This is a genomic window from Escherichia sp. MOD1-EC5433, from assembly GCF_002966005.1.
GTDB lineage: Bacteria > Pseudomonadota > Gammaproteobacteria > Enterobacterales > Enterobacteriaceae > Escherichia > Escherichia ruysiae.
Genome location: NZ_PTRL01000006.1, coordinates 33,322 through 59,946 on the forward strand (window position 1 = coordinate 33,322; position 26,625 = coordinate 59,946).

Sequence of the window (26,625 nt, forward strand, 5' to 3'; positions counted from 1 at the left end):
CTTTGTCAACAATCTGAAGCCGGCGAATGCCGGCTTTTTTAATGCGATAATTTAATCCTATGGGTGGCGCACAATGAATACCCTTCCAGAACAGTACGCAAATACCGCTCTCCCCACCCTGCCCGGTCAACCGCAAAATCCATGCGTCTGGCCCCGTGACGAATTAACCGTCTCTGGGATAAAAGCCCATATTGATACCTTCCAGCGTTGGCTGGGCGATGCCTTTGATAGCGGGATCTCCGCAGAACAATTGATTGAAGCCCGTACCGAGTTTATCGACCAACTCCTGCAACGGTTATGGATTGAAGCCGGTTTCAGCCAGATTGCCGACCTGGCGCTGGTCGCTGTCGGTGGCTATGGTCGTGGCGAGCTGCATCCGCTTTCAGACGTCGATTTACTGATCTTAAGCCGTAAGAAACTCCCGGACGACCAGGCACAAAAAGTAGGCGAGCTGTTAACGCTGCTCTGGGATGTGAAACTGGAAGTTGGTCATAGCGTACGTACGCTTGAAGAATGCATCCTGGAAGGGTTATCGGATTTAACCGTCGCCACCAATTTAATTGAATCACGCCTGTTGATTGGCGATGTGGCGCTATTTCTCGAACTGCAAAAACACATTTTCAGCGAAGGATTCTGGCCTTCCGACAAGTTCTACGCGGCGAAAGTTGAAGAACAGAACCAGCGCCATCAGCGTTACCACGGAACCAGCTACAACCTTGAGCCAGACATCAAAAGCAGCCCCGGTGGCTTACGTGATATACACACTTTACAGTGGGTGGCCCGCCGCCATTTTGGCGCAACATCGCTGGATGAAATGGTCGGGTTTGGCTTCTTAACCTCAGCGGAACGAGCAGAATTAAACGAGTGCCTGCATATTTTGTGGCGTATTCGCTTTGCCCTGCATCTGGTCGTCAGCCGTTACGATAACCGCCTGTTGTTTGATCGCCAGCTTAGCGTCGCCCAGCGTCTGAATTACAGTGGCGAAGGTAACGAACCGGTCGAGCGGATGATGAAGGATTACTTCCGCGTGACACGCCGCGTCAGTGAACTCAACCAGATGCTGCTGCAACTGTTCGATGAAGCCATCCTCGCCCTGCCCGCCGATGAAAAGCCGCGTCCGATTGACGATGAATTTCAGCTACGCGGTACGCTTATCGACCTGCGCGATGAAACGCTGTTTATGCGCCAGCCAGAAGCCATCTTGCGTATGTTCTACACCATGGTGCGCAACAGTGCGATCACCGGCATTTATTCCACCACGCTGCGCCAGTTACGCCATGCCCGTCGCCATCTGCAACAACCGCTGTGTAATATTCCGGAAGCACGAAAACTGTTTTTGAGCATTCTGCGTCACCCCGGAGCGGTGCGGCGCGGGCTATTGCCAATGCATCGCCATAGCGTACTCGGCGCGTATATGCCGCAATGGTCGCATATCGTCGGGCAGATGCAGTTTGATCTGTTCCACGCCTACACGGTGGATGAACATACTATCCGCGTGATGCTGAAACTGGAGAGTTTTGCCAGTGAAGAAACGCGCCAGCGCCATCCGTTGTGTGTGGACGTCTGGCCGCGCCTGCCGTCAACTGAGCTGATTTTCATCGCCGCGCTGTTTCACGATATCGCCAAAGGACGCGGTGGCGACCACTCCATTCTCGGTGCTCAGGATGTAGTGCATTTTGCCGAACTCCACGGTCTGAACTCACGCGAAACGCAACTGGTCGCCTGGCTGGTTCGCCAGCACTTGCTGATGTCGGTCACCGCCCAGCGCCGCGATATTCAGGATCCGGAAGTCATCAAACAATTCGCCGAAGAAGTACAAACGGAAAATCGACTGCGTTTTCTGGTCTGTTTAACGGTAGCCGATATTTGCGCCACTAACGAAACACTGTGGAATAGCTGGAAGCAAAGTCTGTTGCGCGAACTCTATTTTGCCACCGAAAAACAGCTACGACGCGGAATGCAAAACACGCCAGATATGCGCGAACGGGTTCGCCATCACCAGCTTCAGGCACTGGCGCTGCTGCGTATGGACAATATCGACGAAGAGGCGCTACACCAGATCTGGTCTCGCTGTCGCGCTAACTATTTTGTCCGCCATAGCCCAAATCAACTGGCCTGGCACGCTCGCCATTTATTACAGCATGATTTAAGCAAGCCGCTGGTATTACTTAGCCCACAGGCTACGCGCGGCGGCACCGAGATTTTTATCTGGAGCCCGGACCGCCCCTATCTGTTTGCCGCCGTCTGTGCCGAATTAGACCGCCGCAATTTAAGTGTCCACGACGCACAAATTTTCACCACTCGCGACGGTATGGCGATGGATACCTTCATCGTGCTGGAACCCGATGGTAGCCCGCTATCCGCAGATCGTCATGAGGTTATTCGGTTTGGTCTGGAACAGGTGCTGACACAAAGCACCTGGCAACCGCCACAGCCGCGTCGCCAACCGGCTAAATTACGTCACTTTACTGTTGAAACCGAAGTGACGTTTTTGCCGACCCATACCGACCGAAAATCATTCCTCGAATTGATCGCGCTGGATCAACCAGGCTTGCTGGCGAGGGTGGGGAAAATTTTTGCCGATCTGGGAATTTCGCTTCATGGCGCCCGAATTACAACCATTGGTGAGCGAGTAGAAGATTTATTCATAATCGCCACCGCCGACCGACGTGCACTTAATAATGAGTTGCAGCAGGAAGTGCATCAGCGGTTGACAGAGGCCCTCAATCCAAACGATAAAGGGTGATGTGTTTACTGATATGAAAAGAGTTTAACAATGCAGCAGTTACAGAACATTATTGAAACCGCTTTTGAACGCCGTGCCGAAATCACGCCAGCCAATGCAGACACCGTTACCCGCGAAGCGGTAAATCAGGTGATCTCGCTGCTGGACTCCGGCGCTCTGCGTGTTGCGGAAAAAATCGACGGTCAGTGGGTGACGCATCAGTGGTTGAAAAAAGCGGTGCTGCTCTCTTTCCGTATTAATGATAATCAGGTGATCGAAGGGGCAGAAAGCCGCTACTTCGATAAAGTGCCGATGAAATTCGCCAACTACGACGAAGCGCGTTTCCAGAAAGAAGGTTTCCGCGTAGTACCGCCAGCGGCAGTGCGTCAGGGTGCGTTTATTGCCCGTAACACCGTGCTGATGCCGTCTTACGTCAACATCGGCGCATACGTTGATGAAGGCACCATGGTTGATACCTGGGCGACCGTCGGTTCCTGTGCGCAGATTGGTAAAAACGTCCACCTTTCCGGTGGCGTGGGTATCGGCGGCGTGCTGGAGCCGCTGCAGGCTAACCCGACCATTATTGAAGATAACTGCTTCATCGGCGCACGCTCTGAAGTGGTTGAAGGGGTGATTGTCGAAGAAGGCTCCGTCATTTCCATGGGTGTATATATCGGTCAGAGCACCCGTATTTACGACCGTGAAACCGGCGAAATCCACTACGGCCGCGTTCCGGCAGGTTCTGTGGTTGTTTCTGGCAACCTGCCGTCGAAAGATGGCAAATACAGCCTCTACTGTGCGGTTATCGTTAAGAAAGTTGACGCGAAAACTCGCGGCAAAGTCGGCATTAACGAACTGCTGCGTACCATCGACTAAAAGTATGCAAACGGGCAGCACGATGCTGCCCGTGTGCTTTCTGGCTCAGAATAATTCGTCCTACTCATTCTTCCTCCCCCCCTTTTTTAAATACTTTTTCATCTTGTTTCGGACTGTCATGTAATTCGCAAAACGAAGATAAATGTGCTAATCCATCCCATGGAATATCGCCAGAATAAAGCAGGTAATTTTTTGATTTTTACGCCATGATAGAAGTCTGGAAGAAAAAGGCTTTCTGCGATCACAGTCGAGCCGGGCGGGCCAGGCCAAATGCTAAGATAAGCACAATTTACTGACTCATTTTGAGGTAACGCTATGTACGACAATCTGAAAAGTCTGGGTATTACCAATCCTGAAGAAATTGATCGTTACAGCCTCCGGCAGGAAGCCAACAACGATATTCTGAAAATCTATTTTCAGAAAGACAAAGGTGAGTTTTTCGCCAAGAGCGTGAAGTTTAAATATCCGCGTCAGCGCAAAACGGTGGTCGCCGATGGTGTGGGTCAGGGTTATAAAGAAGTGCAGGAAATCAGCCCGAATCTTCGTTATATCATTGATGAGCTTGATCAAATCTGCCAGCGTGACCGTAGCGAAGTTGATCTTAAGCGTAAGATCCTCGATGACTTGCGTCACCTGGAGTCAGTGGTAACCAATAAGATCAGTGAGATTGAAGCGGATCTGGAAAAGCTGACACGCAAATAATAGTAACTGATGTCATTCTGCGAGCCGGGTAAAGTATCACCCGGCTTTAATTTTGTTATGAACCTACCGCTCCTCATCCAGTTGCAGCGCCACATACAGCAGCAACCTGTCATCAAAATTGCCCAAATCCAGCCCGGTTAATTCAGAGATGCGATTAAGTCGATACTCCAGCGTATTTCGATGGATAAACAGCGCCTTTGACGTTGCCAGCGGTTGCACATTATGGCGAAACCACGCTGCCAGCGTTCGCCGCAGCAAGCCGTTAGTGTCCATCGCTTTCAATCGCGCCAGCGGTCGCGCCAGTTCGTTGGCCTGCCAGTCGCCGCGCAAACTATCAAGTAAGACTGGCAGCATCAAATCCTGATAAAAATAGCAGCGATTTTCGGGCATTCGCTGTTTACCAACCACCATCGTTGTTTTCGCCGTGCGGTAAGAGCGAGCAATACTGCCAGGTCCGGTAAAATAATTACCCAACGAAACGCGAAATCGCAGCTGACCGTACTCTTTCATACGAGTAATGAGCTGCTCAACTCGCTTACAATGTTCTTCTGCATCCCAGCGCCCAAACGGATTCAACGCCGGTTTCAACACCACCATTTCGGTCAGCGAGACAATCGCCACCAGATTATTACGCTCGGGTGTAATCAGCGCGTTTTGCAATTGCTGTAACTCCGCCATTGCGCTATCTACGCCAAGCTGACCGCTGTCGACCTCGACAATAGCCACCACTCGCGGTTGATTGAGGTCGATCCCCAGCCGTTGCGCCCATTCAGTGAGTGCGGGTGTATTCTCCTCGGCCTGAATCAGGTTCATCACCAGTTCTTCCCGCAAACGGCTATCCTGCGCCAGCAGGTGCATCAACCGCGACTGTTCCAGCATCATTTCAGCCGTCATACAGACCAGTTCGCCATATTTGCGCAGATTCTCTGGTTCACCAGTCAGGCCAATTACGCCGACAATCTCACCTTCCAGCCGTAACGGTAGATTAATCCCCTGCCGCACACCGTGCAGATGACGTGCTACCGCGTCATCGATATCGACTACTCGTCCCTGCGAAAGTACCAGCAACGCACCTTCGTGCAATTCACCAATACGTTCACGATCGCCGCTGCCAATAATGCGCCCGCGAGCATCCATTACATTGATATTGGTATCGATAATGCGCATGGTGCGCGCCACAATGTCCTGCGCCATTTTGGTATCAAGATGCCAGCCAGCCATAAGCCCTCCGTTGTGCACGGTTTAGCATAAGGAAGTGAGGGAAGCGCGGCATTGTGCAAATGCCCAAAGGAACGAAGATATATATGGAGTTGTGGGGTAGTTCACAGATTGCATGAAGACCCCCTTCCCTGGGCGGGAAGGGGTTAAGGGAGATTACTGCATTAACAGGTAGATGGTGCTGTCGCCGCGCTGAATGTTCAGTGCCAGCACGGACGGTTTGCTGTCGAGAACTTTACGCAGTTCAGCGATGTTTTTCACTGCCTGCTGGTTCGCGCCAATAATCACATCACCTTTTTTCAGGCCAATCTGTGCAGCCGGGGTGCCCGTTTTCACGTTGTTCACGACGACGCCCTGATCTTTGCCTTTGTTGCTCATCTCAGCGCCTTCAATGCCGTTGAAGATGGAGCTGGAATCAACCTGATTCTGGCTGCTCTGCTGCAGTTCCAGGTTCACGTTAACCTGCTTACCGTCGCGCAGCAAGCCCAGGGTCAGTTTGCTGCCCACCGGCATAGTACCCACCTGAGCACGCAGTGCGGCAAAGCTGCTGATTGGCTTACCGTTCAGTGAGGTGATCACATCTCCCGCTTTAATGCCCGCTTTTGCAGCGGAGGAATTAGGCAGAACCTGGCTTACGAAAGCACCGCGCTGGGCGTCAACTTTCATCGCTTTCGCCAGTTCGGAGTTCAGCTCAGTCCCCATAATACCCAGCTCACCGCGTTTCACCTGGCCGTATTCCACCATCTGCGAGGTCAGGTTTTTCACCATGTTACTCGGGATAGCAAAACCGATACCGATGTTACCGCCGTCCGGTGCGAGGATCGCGGTGTTGATACCGATCAGTTCGCCGTTCAGGTTAACCAGCGCACCACCGGAGTTACCACGGTTGATCGCCGCATCGGTCTGGATGAAGTTTTCGTAGTTTTCGGCATTCAGGCCGCTACGCCCCAACGCAGAGACGATACCGGAAGTTACCGTCTCGCCCAGACCAAACGGGTTACCGATAGCGACGGTGTAATCCCCCACGCGCAGCGCGTCGGAATCCGCCATCTTAATTGCAGTCAGGTTTTTCGGGTTCTGGATTTGGATCAGCGCGATATCAGAACGCGGATCTTTGCCGACCATTTTCGCGTCGAACTTACGACCATCACTTAACTGAACTTTAATGACTGTCGCGTTATCGACAACGTGGTTGTTGGTGACGACATAGCCTTTATCGGCATCAATAATAACGCCAGACCCCAGCGCCATAAATTTTTGTTGCTGGCCGCCGCCGTTACCGCCCTGCCCGCCCTGGCAGAACGGAGAGCTCTGGAACGGAGAACCTTCCTGGCAGAACGGAGAATCATCGCCGAAGAACTGCTGGAAATTACGCGGCATACGCGGCGTATTAACGGTTGTGCTACCTTCTACGTTAATGCTGACCACTGAAGGCATCACCTTTTCGAGCATCGGTGCAAGGCTTGGCATCTGCTGGGCTGTCGTTGCTGAAGAAGTCTCAGCCGCCGTTGCAGAGAGCGGAGATAACGCCAAACCTAAACTCAGAGCCAGTGCACTCAGTGCTAATGTGGTTTTTTTCATGTATTTCAGTCTCGATTAACAGATAACGCAAAATTGCTGTGTTCTTCAGATTCGTTTTATAGCGCGAAGTTCCGAACTAAAGTTTCTGCAAAAAGTAAAAATTTATTGTCCGTCTTTACAAAAGCCTGGTTATTGTTCTACCGCCATCAGCCGCCGATATTCATCCCACGCATAAAGGTCCGTCATGCCACTGATATAATCCTGTAACAGCCGACAACGATAATAATATTCCCATAACGGGAACTCAGGAGAATCTGACGGTAATTTACTGACAGCCTCGACATAGGCCAGCCGATGGCGCGTTGAGAGCTTATGGAATAAGCGTGATTCAATGGGGAAACGTTTTACTCGCTCTTTTTCTACCAGTTCAGTAAAGTCTGATAATGACATGCTTAATAAAGGACGATAAATCTCTAATAACCCGCTAATCACCCGATACCCCTGCAACTCAAGCTGCTCGACATCTGGATGGCTAAACACATGTTTTACGGCGACATTTTTATATAACTTCAAAAGTTCACTACATTCACTGGCATCTTCTAACAGGGCATGATTAAACGTTCCGGCAAAAATCGTCGGCAAATTATCAATAAATCGTTGTGCCGCATAGGGCACCAGCTTATTGAGGGTGTTCACCCGTAAATACATAAAAAACTGATCTTCCGTACTGCGGCTTAAACTATTTGAGCGCGATTTTTCCCAAGCATTTTCTACCACTTGTGCAAACAGAGAACCTTTCTCATGCTGACCCCACGCATCATGCAAATGATGATAAAGCTGCTCAACGGTAAATATTCTTTTCTCTACCGCATCTTCAAGATCAGCCACACAATAAGAGATATCGTCAGCTGCTTCCATAATCCACGTTAATGGAAAACGACTGTAAAGCGCCAAATTAAGTTCTTTACGCAAACGGGCAATATAGGCTTCTTCAGAAAGATAATAGCCCGGTTTTTTCATTAAATAGTGGTGAGTCTCAGGCGTTTCACCACGCCACCACGCCGGACGAGTATATTTTAAAATACCGCCAACCTGCGCCCAGGTGAGATTCATCCGCATCAATGTATGCACCAGACGAATACCTTGTGCATTACCTTCAAAATGACATAAGTCCTGACGAATTTTGCGCCGCAGCTCGTTAAGTTGTTCCTCTCCTTCCCGCAATCGCAACGCTGTCACGCTACAGCGATCGTCAGTCAGCGGCTGACTTTCGGCATCCGCCGGGTACAAACGCTGGCGAAACCAGTCATTTATAGCCGCTTCGCCAAAATGACCAAACGGTGGATTACCGATATCGTGCATCAGGCATGACATCTCGACAATGCTTTCAAACGGCCCGGTCAGTTCATCCAGGCCGTACTCCTCCAGCAATTTAAGTTCTTTCAGACGACTTAAAATCTCTTTGGCGATATAGCGCCCCACCTGCTGAACTTCCATTGAATGGGTAAGACGCGTGCGTACGGCGGCATTGCGCTCAAGTGGAAAAACCTGGGTCTTTTGTTGCAGACGACGAATCGCCGGAGAGTTGATAATACGTCCGCGATCGCTTTCGAAGATCCGCAAGATCTCATGCTCGGTTTTAACACCCTGCGGTGAACGATAACGACGATGCCAGTTTATTTTTTTTCGGAAATCAATCTGTGCCATGCCCTCTCCCGCGTGAGAAATACGCTTCCCCGTAAGCGCATGATAAACTATGCCCTCAAATCGGGCTTATCGCGAGTAAATCTATGAAAATCGGCATCATTGGTGCAATGGAAGAAGAAGTTACGCTGCTGCGTGACAAAATCGAAAACCGTCAAACTCTCCGTCTGGGTGGCTGTGAAATCTACACAGGTCAACTGAACGGAACCGAGGTTGCGCTTCTGAAATCGGGCATCGGTAAAGTCGCTGCGGCGCTGGGTGCGACTCTGCTGCTGGAACACTGCAAACCAGATGTGATTATTAACACCGGTTCTGCAGGGGGCCTGGCGCCAACGCTGAAAGTGGGCGATATCGTTGTCTCTGACGAAGCACGCTATCACGACGCGGATGTCACGGCATTTGGTTATGAATATGGTCAGTTACCTGGCTGTCCGGCAGGCTTCAAAGCTGATGATAAACTGATCGCTGCCGCCGAGTCCTGCATTGCCGAACTGAATCTTAACGCTGTACGTGGCCTGATTGTCAGCGGCGACGCATTCATCAACGGCTCTGTTGGCCTGGCGAAAATCCGCCACAACTTCCCGCAGGCCATTGCGGTAGAGATGGAAGCGACAGCTATCGCTCATGTTTGCCACAATTTTAACGTACCGTTTGTGGTGGTACGCGCCATCTCCGACGTGGCCGATCAACAGTCTCATCTCAGCTTCGACGAATTTCTGGCCGTTGCAGCCAAACAGTCCAGCCTGATGGTTGAGTCACTGGTGCAGAAACTGGCTCATGGCTAAGTCACTGTTCAGGGCGCTGGTCGCCCTGTCTTTTCTCGCGCCGCTGTGGCTCAACGCCGCGCCGCGCGTTATCACACTTTCCCCCGCCAACACTGAACTTGCCTTTGCCGCCGGGATCACGCCGGTAGGGGTCAGCAGTTATTCCGACTATCCGCCAGAAGCACAGAAGATTGAGCAGGTTTCCACCTGGCAAGGGATGAATCTGGAACGCATCGTGGCGCTGAAACCCGATTTGGTGGTTGCCTGGCGCGGAGGCAATGCCGAGCGGCAGGTTGACCAGCTTGCTTCGCTGGGAATAAAAGTCATGTGGGTCGATGCGACAAGCATTGAACAAATTGCCGATGCGTTACGTCAACTGGCCCCCTGGAGTCCGCAACCTGACAAGGCCGGGAAAGTCGCGCAAACCTTACTGGAACAGTATGCGCAACTGAAAGCGCAATATGCTGATAAACCGAAAAAACGTGTTTTCTTACAATTCGGCATTAATCCGCCGTTCACCAGCGGAAAAGAGTCGATTCAGAACCAGATACTGGAAGTTTGCGGCGGAGAAAACATCTTTAAAGACAGTCGAGTTCCCTGGCCGCAGGTTAGCCGTGAGCAAGTATTAGCACGCGCACCGCAGGCCATTGTCATCACTGGCGGAGCGGATAAAATTCCTAAAATAAAGCAATACTGGGGCGAACAACTCAAAATTCCCGTTATTCCTCTCACAAGTGACTGGTTTGAACGCGCAAGCCCACGTATTATCCTCGCTGCACAACAACTCTGTAATGCGCTTTCACAAGTGGATTAGCGCCTGACCTTTCAGGTGCTCAGTGGGGATTGAAAAATGCTCGTCTATTGGCTGGATATAGTCGGTACAGCGGTATTTGCCATCTCCGGCGTTTTGCTGGCCGGAAAATTGCGTATGGACCCTTTTGGCGTCCTGGTTCTGGGCGTGGTTACCGCAGTAGGTGGCGGGACAATTCGTGACATGGCGCTGGATCACGGTCCGGTATTTTGGGTGAAAGATCCCACCGATCTGGTTGTCGCGATGGTGACCAGTATGCTGACTATCGTTCTGGTACGCCAGCCAAGGCGCTTACCCAAATGGATGCTGCCAGTGCTGGATGCTGTTGGTCTGGCAGTGTTCGTTGGTATTGGCGTCAACAAAGCCTTTAATGCGGAAGCCGGTCCGTTAATCGCGGTTTGTATGGGTGTGATCACCGGCGTTGGCGGCGGGATCATCCGCGATGTACTGGCGCGCGAAATCCCCATGATATTACGCACAGAAATCTACGCGACGGCCTGTATTATCGGCGGTATTGTCCATGCTACAGCTCATTACACCTTCTCCGTACCGCTGGAAACAGCCAGTATGATGGGAATGGTTGTAACGCTATTGATACGGCTGGCGGCTATTCGGTGGCATCTGAAATTGCCGACGTTTGCGCTGGATGAGAATGGGCGTTGAAGAGAGAAGATGTGCCGGATAGTTTATCCGGCACATTAACAGCAGATTAGATGCTGAAGGAAGAACCGCAACCGCAGGTGCTTTTCGCATTCGGGTTGGTTACGATGAAGCGTGAACCTTCCAGACCTTCGGTATAATCAACGGAACCGCCGACCAGATATTGCAGGCTCATCGGATCAACCACCAGGCCAACGCCCTGTTTTTCGATAGTCATATCGCCTTCGTTCACCTGATCATCAAAGGTGAAACCATACTGGAAGCCGCTGCAACCGCCACCGGTGATATACACGCGTAATTTCAGATTCGGGTTATCTTCGTCAGCGATCAGGCTTTTAACTTTGTTGGCTGCTGCGTCGGTAAACTCCAGCGGCAGTGCTACGTCATCACTCATATTTTGCTCCAAACGACATCGGCAATTGGGCAAATTCTAACCCAATAATAACTGCCATTATCTAATACCCTGGTATTTCGTTCAAGTATTCTCGCTGGCAGCCACGGCCTTGCTTCGCGCCAGCTGCTCCGCTTCCTGTTTTGCCAGCGTGCGGGCAAGAATCGCCGAGTATAACGGTTTTCCACCAGTAAATTGTGCTAATAGTGTTGCGCCAAGACCGGTAATAATCATTGGCAAAATGAGCTGATAGTTATCTGTCATCTCAAGCACCAGGATGATCCCGGTCAACGGCGCACGAACAGAGGCCGCCAGTAACGCCCCCATTCCAGCAATAGCAAATGTCCCTGCTTCAAGGTGGTATTGCGGAAATATCTCCGTGGCAGCCATGCCAAATGCCGTTCCCAAAACCGTACCGAGCGCCAGCATCGGAGCGAAAATACCGCCCGGCGCACCGGAAGAGAAGCAAAGCAGCGTAGTGATCACCCGTGCGACAAAAATAAAAATCAGCATTCCCATGCTGAAATTCCCCGCTGTGGCGATAGGAATCAGGTTAAAACCGCCGCCTGAAGTTTCTGGCGCAACGAACCCCAGCAAACCGCACAGACCGCCAATCGCACCGCCCATCAGCACCCATTTAGTGATATTGCCGCCGTGCACACGGTGCAGTAAATCCTGCATCCCCAGCACCCATTTATTAAAAATAGGGCCGAAAATACCAAAAATAATACCGAGGATCAGATAAAGCCACAGCGTATTGAGCGGCGCGTCAGAAAGTTTACCGACGTCAATTAACGCGACTTCGTGATTAAATATCCGGTACATAATGGTCGACATAATGACGCCAATAAATACCGCCTTAATCGAAATCAGCGTATAGCGAAATTGCGGACGCATCTCTTCGATAATAAATAGAATACCCGCCAGCGGCGCGTTAAAGGCCGCCGCCAGACCAGCCGCTGCACCGGTTGCCAGCAACGTGTGGCGAGCTTCATCACCTTTCATGCGGAAAATATCAAGCACCATACGGCCAATGTTACCGCCGATTTGCACGGTTGGTCCTTCACGCCCAAGAACCATGCCACCACCGAGTGTCCCCAACCCGCCAAAGAATTTCACCGGCAATACACGCCACCAGCGAACGGGACGTTGATCTTCCAGCGCCCCTTCAATTTCCGGAATCCCCGAACCACCTGCTTCTGGCGCGTATTTACGCACCAGAAAGTAGCCGAACATTGCCAGCACCGCCGAACAAAGAAAAGCGACGGTTAACAGAAGTGGGTAATTATCAGCGGTATGTACCAGCGCGCCCATACGTTGGTTTTGCAACCAGGCGACGCCTTTGTCAAAAGCAACTGCCGCCAGCCCGACAAGGGTGCCGACGACCGCCGCCATAAACAAAATGGCTAATGGCGTTTTATCGCGCTCAAGAAGTTGGCGAATCAGTTGTCTGCGTCGCAGACGCGCGGCCTGCGGTATTTCATAAGAAGGAGTTTCGGTTTTCATCCAATGATCACATATTGGTCATACAAATAAGATGACGGCATTTTACTCGCTCGTTCCATGAAAATCCTTTGCAAAGCGTAATGTTTCAAATACTCAAAACTTTTATACTCTTAGAAATCCAGGTTGCAGCAGTATAAGCAACCTGATGTTTGACGAGTATTTAACTTGTTATGAATAACATAGAATAGCAGCCATTCACTTTTTCTACGAATCAGGAACCCTCCATGAGTAAGTCTGAAAACCTTTACAGCGCAGCGCGCGAGCTGATCCCTGGCGGTGTGAACTCTCCTGTTCGCGCCTTTACCGGCGTGGGCGGCACTCCACTGTTTATCGAAAAAGCGGACGGTGCTTATCTGTACGACGTTGATGGCAAAGCCTATATCGATTATGTCGGTTCCTGGGGGCCGATGGTGCTGGGTCATAATCATCCGGCGATCCGCAATGCAGTGATTGAAGCCGCTGAACGTGGTCTGAGCTTTGGCGCGCCGACCGAAATGGAAGTAAAAATGGCGGAGCTGGTGACCGAACTCGTGCCGACGATGGATATGGTGCGCATGGTGAACTCCGGCACCGAAGCAACGATGAGCGCCATCCGCCTGGCGCGTGGTTTTACCGGTCGCGACAAAATCATTAAATTTGAAGGTTGTTACCACGGCCACGCTGACTGCCTGCTGGTGAAAGCCGGTTCTGGTGCGCTCACGTTAGGTCAGCCAAACTCTCCGGGCGTTCCGGCAGATTTCGCCAAACATACCTTAACCTGTACCTATAACGATCTGGCGTCTGTACGCGCCGCGTTTGAACAGTATCCGCAAGAGATTGCCTGCATTATCGTCGAGCCAGTGGCAGGCAACATGAACTGTGTTCCTCCGCTGCCAGAGTTCCTGCCGGGTCTGCGCGCGCTGTGTGACGAGTTTGGCGCATTGCTGATCATAGATGAAGTTATGACCGGCTTCCGCGTGGCGCTGGCAGGCGCACAGGATTATTACGGCGTGGTGCCGGATCTCACCTGCCTGGGCAAAATCATCGGCGGTGGGATGCCAGTAGGCGCATTCGGCGGTCGTCGTGATGTAATGGATGCACTGGCTCCGACCGGCCCGGTCTATCAGGCAGGTACGCTTTCCGGTAACCCAATTGCGATGGCAGCAGGTTTCGCCTGTCTGAATGAAGTCGCGCAGCCGGGCATTCACGAAACGCTGAATGAGTTAACCACGCGTCTGGCAGAAGGTCTGCTGGAAGCGGCAGAAGAAGCGGGAATTCCGCTGGTCGTTAACCATGTTGGCGGCATGTTCGGTATTTTCTTTACCGACGCCGAGTCCGTGACGTGCTACCAGGACGTGATGGCCTGTGACGTGGAACGCTTTAAGCGTTTCTTCCATATGATGCTGGACGAAGGTATTTACCTGGCACCGTCAGCGTTTGAAGCGGGCTTTATGTCTGTAGCGCACAGCATGGAAGATATCAACAACACCATCGATGCTGCGCGTCGGGTGTTTGCGAAATTGTGATGATTTTGCCTCGCCCACCGGGCGAGGCATTCAATTAACGGCTCTGCTTTCTCAACAAATAGATAAAGTACGGCGCGCCAATAAACGTCGATAGCAGCCCCGCTGGGATCTGGAACGGAAACAGCACCATCCGCCCACACCAGTCAGCGAATACCAGCAATAAACCTCCCACCAACGCCGAAATCACAATGTGCGGCATCGTCCGTCGAAAGCCCATCATCCGCGCGATATGCGGTGCCATCAGACCAACAAAACTCAACGGTCCAATAGTCATCGTCGCGGTCGCTGTCAGACAGGCCGCCAGCATCAGCAACGCAATTCGCGTCGGCGTCAGCGCCATTCCCACAGCTCGTGCGGTATCGCCACCCAGCGGCAAAATGGTCAGCCAGCGGCGGCACAGCGGGGTAATCGCCAGCAAAATCACCATCACAATTCCGGTGCGCCAGACCTGTGCATCGGTCGCGTTGTAGGTCGAACCGGAAATCCAGGTCAGCACTTGCGCCATTCGCGGGTCACCACTCGCCTGCAACATCATCAAAAGCATGGTGAACGCGGTGCTTAACGCCATCCCCGCAAGCAACATCCGGTGTGGGGAAAAACCTCCGCGACCGGCAGCGATCATAATGATTAACAAGGTCACCGCCGCGCCGAGACTTCCCGCAGGCAACAGCCAGCCAAAGGCGTTGCCCGGCACCAGAAACAGCATCAACACGACGCCAAACGCCGCACCGGAACTAATCCCCAGCACTTCCGGGCTTGCCATCGGGTTGCCAGTCAGCCGCTGAATAATGCAGCCCGCCACCGCCAGCATTACGCCCGCAAACAGTGCTGCCATAATTCGCGGCCAGCGCCAGGGCATTAAATCATCAAGCAGCGCCCCGCTCGCCCACGTCCAGCCGTGCGCATCACGGCCAAACGACAGCGCCACCACCACAGCAATCAGCAGCAGCACGCCGCCCGCGAGGGCAAACGCCAGCACATGTTGGCGTTCAGTCGCGACACGATCGTTAACCTTCATATCCGGCGCGCTAATGCTGCGTAAACGCGGCAGCAGCCACAGTAGCAGCGGCGCACCTATCAACGCAGTCACCGATCCGGTGGAAACTTCCATCCACACGCGAGTCAGCCAGAGGATGATTTGATCGGAAAGCCAGAGGATCAACGCACCAATCAGCGACGCCAGCAGCAGTCGTGGCAGCAAACGCCGCGCCCCCAGCATTTTTGCCAGCAGTGGCGCGAACAAGCCGATAAAGCCGATAATCCCTACCGCGTTCACCAGCAGAGCACTGATGACAATCGCCAGCGACAGCGCCGCCAGACGCGCGAGCGACAAGGCCAGCCCGAGATTGCGCGCCACGCCATCATCAAGCCCCATCAGGGTTAACGGACGCAATAGCAGTAACGTCAGCATCACGCCACCCAGCAGCTGCGGCCATAAACGCTCAACGCCGCCCCAGTCGGTTTGCGTCAGCGTTCCGGTGCTCCACAGGAACATGCTTTGCAGCTGGTCGTGATGGAAGATAACCAGTAACTGGTTGATGGCTCCACAATAAAGGCTCACCACCAGCCCCGCGAGGATCAGCGTTACCGGCGAAAGCCGTTTCCCCCACGCGACGCCAAAGACAATTAAGCCAACGACACAAGCCCCTGCCAACGCGGCAAACTGGCTCGCCATCGCGCCGGGGATCGCCCAGAGCGTGGTGACGGTAATTCCCAGTTGCGCGCCCGTTGCGACGCCCAGCGTGGTCGGTTCTGCCAAAGGGTTACGCAACACTTGCTGAAACAGCACGCCCACCAGCCCCAGACCTGCGCCAACCAACAGCGAAATAGCCAGACGCGGCAGCAAGCTGTAGTGAAAAATCATCTGTTCAATGACATCGATATCCGGCGACCAGGCAGCCTGCGCCCACTGACTACGCGGCAGCGCCTGCGAGAAGTTCATCCAGGTCAACGCCGCAGCGGCAATCACCAACAGCACCAGCAATAACACCGGGAAAAGCGCAATACGTTTACTCACGCTTTACCTCCAATGGCGTTATCCAGAATCCGCACAAAGTGCATTGCCGAAAGCGTCGCGCCATAGAACCAGACTGCCGGAACGCGCTGAAAACGTCCGGCGCGGACAAACGGCATGGCCTGCCACAGCGGGGTTGCCATTAGCGCGTCCATGTCTTTGCTGTTGTCGTGATCAAAACAGAGCACATCAACATCTTTATACGCCGCCAGACGATCGATACTGACGGCGGTACTGCCCCAGAAGTTGGTTTCCCCTTGCCAGGCATTTGGGATGCCGTACTCATCGAGAATTTCCTGGAACAGGCTGTTTGGACCGAAGACCAGCATATGGCGCGGATCAATCAATGTTGTCAGCAATAATGGACGCGCTCCTCGCTTCACAAAGCGGGGTTTCATGCTGCGGATAAAGTCTTCATATTGCGCTAAATGCGTTTCTGCTGCGCTTTTCAGGTTAAGTAAATCGGCCATTTCCGCCAGCGATTTACGCGCCATCGCCAGCGGCTGTTTGCCGTCGCTGAAGTTAAATCCGCGTCCCGGCGCAATACGAGCCAACATTTCTGGTGAAGGACCATATCCCGCCGACCAGACCATAAACGACGGTTTCATTTCGGTCAGCAGTTCGAGGTTAGGTTCTGTACGCAAACCAACGTCAATCACCGACTCCGGCAACGGCGGTTCGCTGACCCACAGACGATAATTGATGGTGTCCGCCACACCGTAAGGCACGATGCCGAGCGCCAGTAGTAACTCCACCGGCAACCACTCCAGTGCCACAATACGATTTGGATCAATAGCCGCCGCACGGGCGGTATTCATCTGCCATAACAACGGAGAAAGCGCCATCGCCGTTAACAGTCGGCGGCGCGAAATAAGAGGTAAGCCGCTCATTAATAAACAAAACTCACAGGTGCTGCACCCGCCGGATGCGGCAAAATACCCATCGGGATGCCATAAATCATTTCGAGGGTTTCGCCGCGCATAATTTCCGCAGGCGTTCCCTGAGCAATCATTTCACCGCCGCGCAGGGCGACCAGATAATCACAGTAACGCGCTGCCATATTGATATCGTGCAGCACGGCAATGACCGTCAGACCACGTTCCTGACTTAAACGATGCACCAGCGCCAGTACGTCAACCTGGTGCGCGATATCCAGCGCCGAGGTCGGTTCGTCCAGCAACAGACAGCGGCTATCCTGCGCCACCAGCATGGCGATCCACGCCCGCTGACGTTCGCCGCCAGAGAGACTATCGACCAGACGATGCGCCAGCGGTTTTAAACCAACCAGCGAGATAGCTTCCTCGACCTTTTCGCGATCTGCCGCACCAAAGCGCCCCAGCGCGCCATGCCACGGGTAACGACCAATCGCCACCAGTTCACGCACGGTCATCCCTTCTGCCGGAGGAAGCTGCTGCGGCAAATAAGCCACTTTGCGGGCGAAGGCTTTGCTGCTCCAGCTTTCCAGCGGCTGGGCATCAAGAAGAATCTCACCTTCCGACGGTGGCTGATGACGACCAAGCATTTTGAGCAGAGTGGATTTACCAGAACCGTTGTGACCAATCAGACCAGTCACTTTCCCGGCAGGAAAGGTTAACGACAGCGGATGCAAAAGCGTGCGCCCGGGCACACGAAAGGAGATATTACGCAGTGCAAAAGTGGTATCGGAATGATTCGTGTATTCCTGCATAACAGCCAACTTGTGAAACGGGCACGGAAATCCGTGCCCCAAAAGAGAAATTAGAAACGGAAGGTTGCGGTTGCAACGACCTGACGTTCTGCGCCCCAGAAGCAGCCATAGGTATTAAAGCAGCTGGCGACGTATTCACGATCGAACAGGTTGTTGACATGCAGCGCCACGTTGGAGCCAGCCATACCGACTCGCGCCAGATCATAACGCACTAACGCATCCACGACCGTATAACTTCCCACTTTAAAGGAGTTAGCCGGATCACCATAGCTGGAGCCAGTATAACGACCACCGGTGCCCAGCGTCAGACCTGAAAGTGGGCCGTCAAAGAAGGTGTAGTCAGCCCACAGAGAAGCCATGTGTTTTGGCACCTGCGCAGGCGTATTGCCTTTGTAGGTAGTATCGGTGGTGTATTCCGCATCGGTGTAGGTATAAGAACCCACCACGTTAACACTCGCCGACAACGCCGCTTTTGCTTCGATTTCTACGCCACGTGCGCGGATCTCGCCACCTTCAACCGAGAAGAAAGAACCCTCAGGGTCCGCCATCAGGTTATTGGTTTTGGTGAGATTATACAGTGCACCTGTCACCACAATTGGGCGATCTTCCGGCACATATTTCACGCCGACTTCGTACTGCTTACCTTTAGACGGTGCGAAAATATTACCATCCTTTCCGACCTGGGAAGAAGGTTCAAACGATTCGCTATAGCTGAAGTACGGTGTTACGCCATTATCAAACAGGTAGTTAACACCACCACGCCAGGTAAACTGTTTGTCATCACGTTTATCGGTCGTCCCGGCAACGCGGTTAAGAGATTTTTGATCCGCCCAGTCATAACGACCACCCAGGGTGACCAGAACTTTATCCCACTGCGCCTGATCCTGAACGTAAATACCCGTTTGCTTCTGCTTATTCAGAATGCGGTAAGGGCCGGAGTTTGCCGGATCTTTCGCATTGAAGTCGAAATCGGTATTCACCGGATTGTACAGATCGAGCAGCGGTACGGAGTCGTCGTAACCAAACCAGGCGTTGATGTCGTTACGCATACGCATGAAATCAACACCGGTCAGCAGGGTGTGGTCGATATCGCCAGTGGCAAACTTGCTCTGCAACTGGGTATCAACAGAGAAGTTTTGCAGTTTCTCATCATCAACGACGTATTTACGTGCCAGATAATGGCCTTTGTCCGCAGGCGCTAATGCCGCACATTGTTGGCTGTAAGCATTCGCCGGATCGGAGCAGACACCGTAACCATAAACGCTGTTTTGCGAGGTTTTGTTTTCCGCAAAGCGCAGGTTCTGACGCACGGTAAAGGTATCGTTAAATTCGTGGTCGAAGCTGTACCCTACCATCTTCTCATTACGAGAATAGGTGTTGTTTTTCGCGCCTTCGTTAAAGTCCGTCGGCAGACGCTTACCGTTCGGCAGCGGCTCAACGGTTCCCTCTTTTGGCAACCAGCCGTAATAACCGGTTTCCGGCTCGTTCTGGAAGTAAGAAAGGAAGGTGAAATTGGTTTTATCGTCCGGACGCCAGGTGAACGCCGGCGCAATAGCATAACGCTGCTCTTCTGACCCTTTCTGCTGAGCATTGGCAGAACGCGCAAGACCGGTCAGGCGATAAGAGTAAACGCCGTCATCATCCAGCGCATCACTAAAGTCAAAACCGGTCTGGAACAGGCTGTCAGTACCGGCTTTAAACTGAACTTCTTTCAGAGGTTCGGTAGTCGGGCGTTTGCTGACCATGTTCAACAGGCCGCCAGGGCTGCTTTTACCGTAAAGCACGGAAACCGGGCCACGCATAATTTCAGCACGTTCCAGCATATACGGGTCAATGACCGCATCGTTATAGAAGTTACCCTGCAACTTCAGGCCGTTCAGATAGTTATTCTGGCTTTGGCCTTCTGCGGCAAAACCGCGAATGATCAGGTGGTCATAGGTGTTGGATGCGCCACGCGTACCAACAGAGACACCCGGCGTGTAGCTAAGTGCCTCTTTGACTGACTTAGGCTGATGCAGCGCCATCTCTTCGGCGGTTACAACAGAAATAGACTGTGGCACTTTTTGAATCGGCGTATCTGTTTTGGTGCCGGTAGCGGATTGTCGCGCTGCTATGGTAGCCGCCGGCCCCCACGCGCTTTCTTGCGGTGCAGGTGCTGCGGTAACGGTGATAGTGTCTTCTTTCGGTTCAACCGCTGCCTGTGCATAAACAGACATGCCGCTAACCGCTGTGGCTACTACAACTGCGATTTTACGCAGCGAGTGTTTTGGCTGAGCAGTTTTGTAACGCGCCATTGGTATATCTCTGATGTAAAGTGAATGATAACGTAAACGAGAATGATTATTATAAAGATAAGATAATATTCGAAAGGCTGACGGGTTCGCAAGCGGTACGCAATATGCGCGCCCCTGAAGGGTCAATAAACAATCAGATGAAAAGAAAGGGTTAATTGTTTAGGCGGGATGTTACTGAACTTGACTTATCTACGCCCTGTGTTCATTCACTCCACAAGGCGTAGTGATTTATTCCCCAGTCTACACAAGCAGCGTCAGGATAGCGCTTTCAGAAGAAGCTGCGCGCGGTGCTCATCGCTCACGGCCTCCCAGGCTTCCGCGAGCTGAACGTGCGCTTGTTTACTGATATCTATAGAAACCGCCAGTCCTTCATCAACTTCCGGCGCCTGAGTGTTGTTCTCACTCTGTTCAATGGCACGGAAAATTGCTTCATTCATGGTGGCGGTATCGAGCGAACCCAGACGGCTTTTTAGTGCCTGAGCCGTAGAGGCAGAAACCCACATGCGGACGATCTCTTCATTCACCGGTTCACTCTGCACGCGAAAATAGCAAAGATTCTCGTCTGACGGCAGCGGCACGTCAAAATATGGCTGGATCTTGATACCCGCACTCGTCGTCACTGAATAGCGTTTCTGCTTTGTATCCCGGTCATATATCCACAAACTTTTGCTGGCCTTACGTGCCCCTTTAGCTGGAGTAACATTCCATACTGCTGTGTACTGCTCCGGATTTGGCGGGATCATCCGCTCTTCAAAATAGAGGAATTCCGTCAGACTATCCTCCCATAGCAGCCAGCCTGTACGCATATCAGGGGTCTTATGAGGTGCGGCATCTCTTACCGTTTGCGTTCGACGTTCAATAAGCTCTGCGTATTGCTGGAAGACGTCATGCATCACATCGTTAGCATCACGAGTGGTATCATCAATACGGATCGAACGCGTTGCAGCTGGGTGCATAAGCGTAGTACCGCAGACTGACTTGATCGGTCTGTCCCGCAGGCCTGCTATGCGCAAGAGTTTCATCTCCAGCCCCAATCCCTGATAATTGACATCAATATGTAAATTGCTCCAGCCACCATCGGGAATATTTTTTGCCAGGCAGTAAACGCGGCTCCAGTCGCCTTCCTCCAGCTTTCTGCCCATCATGGCGGCAACCTGAGTTGCCAACCACCGTTTAGCAAATACCTTTTCAGTATCAGTAAATGCTTGTAAGTATGCCATTACAACGGATCCTTATTACCTTCCAAAAGAGCAATTGCCTGAGACCTGAAGGTCGCGAAGTCCAACATTTTCCCATGCAGTAAAAGACTTTCAGCCAGATATTCGCTGTAGAGAGTGCGATAATCAATATCAGCCTCACGTTTAACGTGCAGATAAGGAAGCACGGGGATCGTACCATTTCGCTGGCTCAGGAATTCCTTAACTGAAATGGTTTTCGTCTCCGCCGTTGACACTTCCTGCTTGTTGCCATTTTCAACTTTACGACAATGCAGCATGAGATCAGCACCTGCGGTGTTATCGCTAACAAATTGCTTAAACGTACCGTGCTGCTTGTCGAAAATATCGATCCTTTCAATGGTAAAACCAGCATCCAGCACTGCATTACGCAGACGATTCCAGATGTCCTCCGAAGAGTTCATAAATACCAACACCATCCAGTGTCCTGGTCTTAGCACACGATAACTTTCAGCCAGACTCTGCGTCATTAATTCCTGATATCTGTTGGCATCCTTTTTTTGTACGCGATTAACTATGGCTTCATCCGTGGCATCCGTATAGGACATTAACCAGGACTCCCACAACATATTCATTTCGCTATAGTTAATGTTGGCTCCAAACGGCGGATCGGTGAAAATCAAATCAACACTATTATCCGGTAGAAACGAAAGATCGGTCGCGGAACCCGTTTTAACCTGACAACGGCCAACGTAAGCTTTAGCCGTGGTTTCAAGGTGATCAATAATTGATCTGGCCTTGCGTTCGAAGGTCAAAAAGATATTCGCTTCATTGAAAATATACGGGACATTAAAATTTGCCGTATTACCGCTGCCGCCCCAAAAACGGTACTCAGAAAGCCGGGTCACACGCTGATAGAGCGAAGTGAAAACAAAGCCGAGAAATGCGGCAATATTGGTATCTTCAACGCGATGAATCGCTTTCCACAACTGGCTCATCGCCGCCAGATTTCTGGCAGTATAAAAATGCTTTATGTTAGTCAGACCATGACGCTTGGGCTGTGCCAGATTCACTCCATCTGGCAGCTCGAAATCCGGGATGAACCCCTCAGCAAGATATTTGCCTGCGTCAATTGCGGCAATGAGCTTGAGATCGGCCTCCACAGGCGGCACCTCGGACTGAGCTTTACCGCAGCATTTATACCCCACAAGAACCGGCACTGGCGTCGTTCGGGCAAGGCGCGATTTTTTGACCTGATGATGACAATAAGGGCACGGGAACTCGCGCAAAAATTTATGTTCGCGCACAGTGTTACCGTAGCTACGGCATTCGTCCCAAAGCACAAACTCCTTACTACACTCGCTGCAAATGACTTTGTATGACCAGACAGTAAAGAGCAACTCCGCCTCTTTTCCACAGGTACGGCATTGCGTTGTGTAAAGGGTTTTGCGCAGATCCGCCAGACTCTCAGTAACTACTTTTACCGCCGCCGCGAGCGCAGCGGGATCGCATTGCGATGTAAATCGATTAGCGATAAAACTGGCTGCAGGTGACAGTTCATTGAGAATGACATCATGGCCGGTCGTCAGCGCCGCAACCCCTGTCATACCGCTTCCCGCAAAGGGATCAAGCACCAGTCCGCCTTCGGGCAAATATTTTTGCAGCACCTGGGCAATCCCTTGAGGCGGAACTTTGGTGTGATATGTATGCGCGTCATAAGTATACGTATTCTTTCCTGCTGAAACGCCCTCCGCTACAGCCTCTTTCACGGTCTGCGCGGCTTCAGGATGCGATGAAAGAATTTCAGCCAACTGGTATTCACCATTGCCCCAAAGTTCTCCTTTTTTAAGTCGGGAGAGCAGAGCCGGGCCCGGCTCATCGCGCAGCACAATCGTGCCTTCATATTTGTCGGCTGTGGTTTTTTTACGTATCCCACGAGAGGCGAATGTTCGTGTCGTATTCAGATTTGCAAGATCGATCGCCAGACCCGCATTGAGCTTCGCAAGTAGCTCATGCAATTCTTTTATCGTATCGGCACTGGGTTCAATATCTCCGCGAATCCAGCGAGTAACTGCAATGTAAGAAGTGCCGAGATACTGCGCCACGCCTTTCGGATCCAGGCCACTTAATGCCATAATTTCCTGCAATAATGCCTGATAGTGATTCTCAGGATGTGATACTTGCTGACCAGAGCGCATCATCTTTTGCCCCCCTCATTAATACCAATAACAACGTTGAGAGATACCTCATTAGCGTGCACTGCTATAGTCATTCACTATTTACCTTTTTGATTCGCTTTCTCATTAAGTCCGGCAAAGGCTGTGTCGATACGCTTTCATCGACCATTCTGAGAGGATGTCTTTTGGCATCAAAGGAAGAATGCTTCACGCAAAAAATATTTAAATTCATTGCGTTGAATATTAAACAGGTCAATTTCTTCTGATATTTGCATCCCACTAAATTTAGCAGGTTCCCTGTATCAACAGAGAACCTGCCATTAGTATCAACGCATTACTACCTAAGAACGTTAATTACTGCCAAACATATCCTTGATCCAGCCTGCTACGCCGTCGCTGTCTTTCTGTTCCTGTTGCGCAGGCTGCTGCGGCTGAGAAGACTGATCAAACGGATTGCCCGACGGCTGCTGTTGAATCTCGCTTTGCTGGCACAACGAATCAGGATCGCTGGTCCATACTGGCAAGGTTCTCATACCACCGCTGCAAACAAAGTTACCGTCGTAGTCCACGCCCATATCCACAATATCTTCCGGCGGTACAAGATTCAGCGGCGTTGGCGTCTGGTTCGCCAGATAACGCTGGTAAATCGACATCGCCCCACTGGCGCCATACAGTTTAGTTGGCTGGTTGTTATCGCGGCCTACCCAGGTGATGGTCACCGTGCTGCCGTCAATGCCCGCAAACCAAGTATCAACGTTGTTGTTGGTAGTCCCTGTTTTCCCTGCCAGATGCAGATTTGGATATTTAGCCCCAAGCTGACGACCCGTACCACGCTGCACAACCTGTTGCATGGTCCATAGTGTCAGATACGCCGCCTGCGCCGGAACAGCGCGTTCCGCCTGCGGGAAGCTCTGATAGAGCACTTTACCATCTTCAGCAATCACTGAACGCAGTGCAGAAAGCGGTGCGCGGTTACCGCCGCTGGCGATAGTCTGGAATGCCTGTGCCACTTCGATTGGCGTCAGGTTCAACGCCCCCAGCAGCATCGCCGGAACCGGATTCAGCTGATCTTTCGGCACGCCCAGCTTAATCCAGGTGTCCGTAACCGCAGGCAGCCCCAGCGCCATCCCCAGATTTACCGTTGGCACGTTCATCGAACGCGTCAGCGCATCCACCAGCATCACTCTACCGCTTTCGCTATAACGACGATCATCGTTCTGCGGTGACCAGACCTGACCGTTCGGCTGACGCAGCGCGATGGGCGCATCGGCAATCCACGTATTCAGGCGATAGATTTTCGGCTGGCTTAAGGCCGTCAGATAAGTCGCCGGTTTTGCCAGTGAACCAATCGAACGACGCGCCTGCATCGCACGGTTATAGCCCGCAAATTGCGGTTCTGAACCACCGACCATCGCACGAACTTCGCCACTAAAGCGGTCGACGACCACAATCGCCGTTTCCAGATCGCTCAACTTACGCTGTTTCTTCAGTGCCGGAATGCCTTCCACGGCAGCTTTTTCTGCGGCGTCCTGAGCCACCGAGTCAAAGGTAGTGAAGATCTTCACGCCGGAGAGATCTTTCACTTTATCGCCCAGTTTCGCCTGCAGCTCCTGACGTACCAGTTGCATAAAAGCAGGCTGTGGAGAGATTACCCCACCGCGCGGCTGAACGCCCAGCGGACGCGCACTCAACATGTCGTAGAGTTCTTGATCAATAATCTGCTGTTGTTGCAGCAATCGCAGCACCAGATTACGCCGCTCCAGTGCCAGTTTCGGGTTACGCCACGGGTTGTAAATTGACGCACCTTTCACCATACCAACTAGCAGCGCCTGCTGATCAAGGCTCAACTCTTCCACCGGACGCCCAAAGTAATACAGGCTCGCCAGCGGGAAACCACGGATTTCGTTGTCACCGCTCTGACCGAGATACACCTCGTTCATATACAGCTCAAGAATACGATCTTTGCTGTAACGCGCATCCATGATCAGCGCCATGTAAGCTTCGTTCGCTTTACGCCAGTAAGAACGCTCACTGGAAAGGAACAAGTTTTTCACCAACTGTTGCGTCAGCGTACTCGCCCCCTGCACCGTGCGTCCGGCAGTCAGGTTCGCCAGAACCGCACGTCCGATGGAGTAGAGGCTGATACCGTCATGCTCGTAGAAATGCCGGTCTTCCGTCGCCAGCAAGGTATCCACCAGCAGATCCGGGAAGCCACTGCGCGGCACAAACAGACGTTGCTCGCCGTTTGGCGAAGAGATCATCGTTATCAGTCGCGGATCAAGGCGGAAGAAACCGAACTGACGGTTGTTATCCATATTGACGATGGTCGCCAGATGATCGCCATCAAAGGTCAGACGCGCACGCACCTGCCCTTCTTTACTATCCGGGAAATCAAACGGACGGCGGATCATCTCAATGCTGTTAGCCTGCACGGTAAATTCGCCAGGACGGGTCATCTTCGACACCTGACGATACTGGGTTGCCTCCAGCAGTTTCACCATCTCGTTCTTGCTGATGGTCATGTCTGGCTCAAGGTTTACCATCCGACCATAAACTGCCGCTGGCAATTGCCAGACCTTGCCATCAATACGGCTGCGAATTTTTTGATCGAGATAAACCCCATAAACGGCGATTAACACCGCAAATACGATGCCCAGTTTCAGTAGCAGCCAGAGCCAGCCGCGTTTACCACGAGGCTTACGCCCTTTGCCTTTACCTTTGCGCGGCATCGGTTCTTCATCCTCATAGTCATCATAATCATCGTCATCTTCATAACGACGACGGCTTACCTTTTGTTTGACAGGACGCGTCGGTTTCCCTTTGCGTCCAATTGGCTCGCGGTCATTCCCGGCCATACTTTTTCTCCGCAATATTCAGGCGCAAAAGCCCGATTTT

Annotated in this window: 21 protein-coding genes; 7 read left to right on the forward strand and 14 right to left on the reverse strand. The window is 52.1% G+C overall.

Annotated features, from left to right (window positions below):
• The first annotated feature begins 73 nt into the window (after window positions 1-73).
• The 3 genes from glnD to C3D30_RS13435 all read left to right on the forward strand — a co-directional run bounded on the left by glnD (window position 74) and on the right by C3D30_RS13435 (window position 4,303).
• Entirely contained in the window at window positions 74-2,746 is a 2,673-nt protein-coding gene (gene glnD, locus C3D30_RS13425) for a bifunctional uridylyltransferase/uridylyl-removing protein GlnD (protein ID WP_105286978.1), read from the forward strand.
• Between the two features lie 30 nt (window positions 2,747-2,776).
• The gene (gene dapD, locus C3D30_RS13430; RefSeq protein WP_001186663.1) at window positions 2,777-3,601 is read left to right on the forward strand and encodes a 2,3,4,5-tetrahydropyridine-2,6-dicarboxylate N-succinyltransferase; all 825 of its coding nucleotides are present in this window, start codon (window positions 2,777-2,779) and stop codon (window positions 3,599-3,601) included.
• 315 nt (window positions 3,602-3,916) lie between these two features.
• A complete protein-coding gene (locus tag C3D30_RS13435; RefSeq protein WP_000272188.1) occupies window positions 3,917-4,303 on the forward strand; it encodes a DUF3461 family protein in 387 nt (128 codons plus the stop codon).
• Between the two features lie 63 nt (window positions 4,304-4,366).
• Here C3D30_RS13435 and cdaR read toward each other — a convergent pair whose 3' ends face one another.
• The 3 genes from cdaR to dgt form a co-directional block, all read right to left on the reverse strand.
• The gene (cdaR, locus tag C3D30_RS13440) at window positions 4,367-5,524 is read right to left on the reverse strand and encodes a DNA-binding transcriptional regulator CdaR (protein ID WP_000929428.1); all 1,158 of its coding nucleotides are present in this window, start codon (window positions 5,522-5,524) and stop codon (window positions 4,367-4,369) included.
• A 153-nt stretch (window positions 5,525-5,677) separates the two neighbouring features.
• Window positions 5,678-7,102, reverse strand: a complete 1,425-nt coding sequence (degP, locus tag C3D30_RS13445; RefSeq protein WP_000753946.1) for a serine endoprotease DegP — start codon at window positions 7,100-7,102, stop codon at window positions 5,678-5,680.
• Window positions 7,103-7,231: 129 nt separating this feature from the next.
• A complete protein-coding gene (dgt, locus tag C3D30_RS13455) occupies window positions 7,232-8,749 on the reverse strand; it encodes a dGTPase (protein WP_105286979.1) in 1,518 nt (505 codons plus the stop codon).
• An 83-nt stretch (window positions 8,750-8,832) separates the two neighbouring features.
• On the opposite strand from dgt, the gene mtnN reads away from it, so the two are divergent.
• The 3 genes from mtnN to C3D30_RS13470 are packed head-to-tail and all read left to right on the forward strand — an operon-like array spanning window position 8,833 to window position 10,984.
• Window positions 8,833-9,531, forward strand: a complete 699-nt coding sequence (gene mtnN, locus C3D30_RS13460; RefSeq protein WP_000689855.1) for a 5'-methylthioadenosine/S-adenosylhomocysteine nucleosidase — start codon at window positions 8,833-8,835, stop codon at window positions 9,529-9,531.
• Window positions 9,524-10,324 (forward strand): vitamin B12 ABC transporter substrate-binding protein BtuF, encoded by an 801-nt coding sequence (gene btuF / locus C3D30_RS13465; RefSeq protein WP_105286980.1) that lies wholly within the window; start codon window positions 9,524-9,526, stop codon window positions 10,322-10,324. The genes mtnN and btuF overlap by 8 nt, the downstream gene beginning before the upstream one ends.
• A gap of 36 nt (window positions 10,325-10,360) precedes the next feature.
• A complete protein-coding gene (locus C3D30_RS13470) occupies window positions 10,361-10,984 on the forward strand; it encodes a TRIC cation channel family protein (protein ID WP_000964220.1) in 624 nt (207 codons plus the stop codon).
• Window positions 10,985-11,030: 46 nt separating this feature from the next.
• Here the strand turns inward: C3D30_RS13470 and erpA are convergent, their stop codons facing one another.
• Genes erpA through C3D30_RS20630 form a run of 4 tightly spaced genes read right to left on the reverse strand, consistent with a single transcriptional unit; the run spans window position 11,031 to window position 12,937 of the window.
• Window positions 11,031-11,375, reverse strand: a complete 345-nt coding sequence (gene erpA / locus C3D30_RS13475; RefSeq protein ID WP_001295564.1) for an iron-sulfur cluster insertion protein ErpA — start codon at window positions 11,373-11,375, stop codon at window positions 11,031-11,033.
• Window positions 11,368-11,433 (reverse strand): small protein YadW, encoded by a 66-nt coding sequence (yadW, locus tag C3D30_RS20380; protein WP_122998795.1) that lies wholly within the window; start codon window positions 11,431-11,433, stop codon window positions 11,368-11,370. The genes erpA and yadW overlap by 8 nt, the downstream gene beginning before the upstream one ends.
• 23 nt (window positions 11,434-11,456) lie before the next feature.
• Window positions 11,457-12,878: a H(+)/Cl(-) exchange transporter ClcA gene (gene clcA, locus C3D30_RS13480; protein WP_000846360.1), complete on the reverse strand. Its 1,422-nt coding sequence runs from the start codon at window positions 12,876-12,878 to the stop codon at window positions 11,457-11,459.
• On the reverse strand, window positions 12,875-12,937 hold the full coding sequence (locus C3D30_RS20630) for a hypothetical protein (protein WP_212741837.1): 63 nt from the start codon (window positions 12,935-12,937) through the stop codon (window positions 12,875-12,877). Before C3D30_RS20630 ends, clcA begins: the two co-directional genes overlap by 4 nt.
• A gap of 165 nt (window positions 12,938-13,102) precedes the next feature.
• On the opposite strand from C3D30_RS20630, the gene hemL reads away from it, so the two are divergent.
• A complete protein-coding gene (gene hemL / locus C3D30_RS13485) occupies window positions 13,103-14,383 on the forward strand; it encodes a glutamate-1-semialdehyde 2,1-aminomutase (protein WP_105286981.1) in 1,281 nt (426 codons plus the stop codon).
• A gap of 34 nt (window positions 14,384-14,417) precedes the next feature.
• On the opposite strand, the gene fhuB is transcribed toward hemL, so the two are convergent.
• The 7 genes from fhuB to mrcB form a co-directional block, all read right to left on the reverse strand.
• A complete protein-coding gene (fhuB, locus tag C3D30_RS13490; RefSeq protein ID WP_105285879.1) occupies window positions 14,418-16,400 on the reverse strand; it encodes a Fe(3+)-hydroxamate ABC transporter permease FhuB in 1,983 nt (660 codons plus the stop codon).
• Window positions 16,397-17,287 (reverse strand): Fe(3+)-hydroxamate ABC transporter substrate-binding protein FhuD, encoded by an 891-nt coding sequence (fhuD, locus tag C3D30_RS13495; RefSeq protein WP_105286982.1) that lies wholly within the window; start codon window positions 17,285-17,287, stop codon window positions 16,397-16,399. Before fhuD ends, fhuB begins: the two co-directional genes overlap by 4 nt.
• Window positions 17,287-18,084 carry a Fe3+-hydroxamate ABC transporter ATP-binding protein FhuC gene (gene fhuC / locus C3D30_RS13500; RefSeq protein ID WP_001158929.1) on the reverse strand — a complete coding sequence of 266 codons (798 nt, stop codon included), beginning with the start codon at window positions 18,082-18,084 and terminating at the stop codon, window positions 17,287-17,289. The genes fhuD and fhuC overlap by 1 nt, the downstream gene beginning before the upstream one ends.
• A gap of 50 nt (window positions 18,085-18,134) precedes the next feature.
• Window positions 18,135-20,378, reverse strand: a complete 2,244-nt coding sequence (fhuA, locus tag C3D30_RS13505; RefSeq protein WP_000135209.1) for a ferrichrome porin FhuA — start codon at window positions 20,376-20,378, stop codon at window positions 18,135-18,137.
• Between the two features lie 254 nt (window positions 20,379-20,632).
• On the reverse strand, window positions 20,633-21,598 hold the full coding sequence (locus tag C3D30_RS13510; protein WP_000323818.1) for a hypothetical protein: 966 nt from the start codon (window positions 21,596-21,598) through the stop codon (window positions 20,633-20,635).
• The gene (locus C3D30_RS13515) at window positions 21,598-23,754 is read right to left on the reverse strand and encodes a DNA methyltransferase (RefSeq protein ID WP_000986361.1); all 2,157 of its coding nucleotides are present in this window, start codon (window positions 23,752-23,754) and stop codon (window positions 21,598-21,600) included. Before C3D30_RS13515 ends, C3D30_RS13510 begins: the two co-directional genes overlap by 1 nt.
• A gap of 326 nt (window positions 23,755-24,080) precedes the next feature.
• The gene (gene mrcB / locus C3D30_RS13520) at window positions 24,081-26,585 is read right to left on the reverse strand and encodes a bifunctional glycosyl transferase/transpeptidase (RefSeq protein WP_000918199.1); all 2,505 of its coding nucleotides are present in this window, start codon (window positions 26,583-26,585) and stop codon (window positions 24,081-24,083) included.
• Window positions 26,586-26,625: the final 40 nt, after the last annotated feature.

Excerpts from the sequence above, each read along its gene's own strand:
- dapD (WP_001186663.1), top strand. The coding sequence starts at position 2,777 with ATGCAGCAGTTACAGAACATTATTGAAACCGCTTTTGAACGCCGTGCC.
- degP (WP_000753946.1), bottom strand. The coding sequence starts at position 7,102 with ATGAAAAAAACCACATTAGCACTGAGTGCACTGGCTCTGAGTTTAGGT.
- fhuD (WP_105286982.1), bottom strand. The coding sequence starts at position 17,287 with ATGAGCGGCTTACCTCTTATTTCGCGCCGCCGACTGTTAACGGCGATG.
- fhuC (WP_001158929.1), bottom strand. The coding sequence starts at position 18,084 with ATGCAGGAATACACGAATCATTCCGATACCACTTTTGCACTGCGTAAT.
- mtnN (WP_000689855.1), top strand. The coding sequence starts at position 8,833 with ATGAAAATCGGCATCATTGGTGCAATGGAAGAAGAAGTTACGCTGCTG.
- hemL (WP_105286981.1), top strand. The coding sequence starts at position 13,103 with ATGAGTAAGTCTGAAAACCTTTACAGCGCAGCGCGCGAGCTGATCCCT.
- mrcB (WP_000918199.1), bottom strand. The coding sequence starts at position 26,585 with ATGGCCGGGAATGACCGCGAGCCAATTGGACGCAAAGGGAAACCGACG.
- erpA (WP_001295564.1), bottom strand. The coding sequence starts at position 11,375 with ATGAGTGATGACGTAGCACTGCCGCTGGAGTTTACCGACGCAGCAGCC.
- dgt (WP_105286979.1), bottom strand. The coding sequence starts at position 8,749 with ATGGCACAGATTGATTTCCGAAAAAAAATAAACTGGCATCGTCGTTAT.
- glnD (WP_105286978.1), top strand. The coding sequence starts at position 74 with ATGAATACCCTTCCAGAACAGTACGCAAATACCGCTCTCCCCACCCTG.
- C3D30_RS13435 (WP_000272188.1), top strand. The coding sequence starts at position 3,917 with ATGTACGACAATCTGAAAAGTCTGGGTATTACCAATCCTGAAGAAATT.
- fhuA (WP_000135209.1), bottom strand. The coding sequence starts at position 20,378 with ATGGCGCGTTACAAAACTGCTCAGCCAAAACACTCGCTGCGTAAAATC.
- C3D30_RS13470 (WP_000964220.1), top strand. The coding sequence starts at position 10,361 with ATGCTCGTCTATTGGCTGGATATAGTCGGTACAGCGGTATTTGCCATC.
- C3D30_RS13515 (WP_000986361.1), bottom strand. The coding sequence starts at position 23,754 with ATGATGCGCTCTGGTCAGCAAGTATCACATCCTGAGAATCACTATCAG.
- clcA (WP_000846360.1), bottom strand. The coding sequence starts at position 12,878 with ATGAAAACCGAAACTCCTTCTTATGAAATACCGCAGGCCGCGCGTCTG.
- btuF (WP_105286980.1), top strand. The coding sequence starts at position 9,524 with ATGGCTAAGTCACTGTTCAGGGCGCTGGTCGCCCTGTCTTTTCTCGCG.
- cdaR (WP_000929428.1), bottom strand. The coding sequence starts at position 5,524 with ATGGCTGGCTGGCATCTTGATACCAAAATGGCGCAGGACATTGTGGCG.
- C3D30_RS13510 (WP_000323818.1), bottom strand. The coding sequence starts at position 21,598 with ATGGCATACTTACAAGCATTTACTGATACTGAAAAGGTATTTGCTAAA.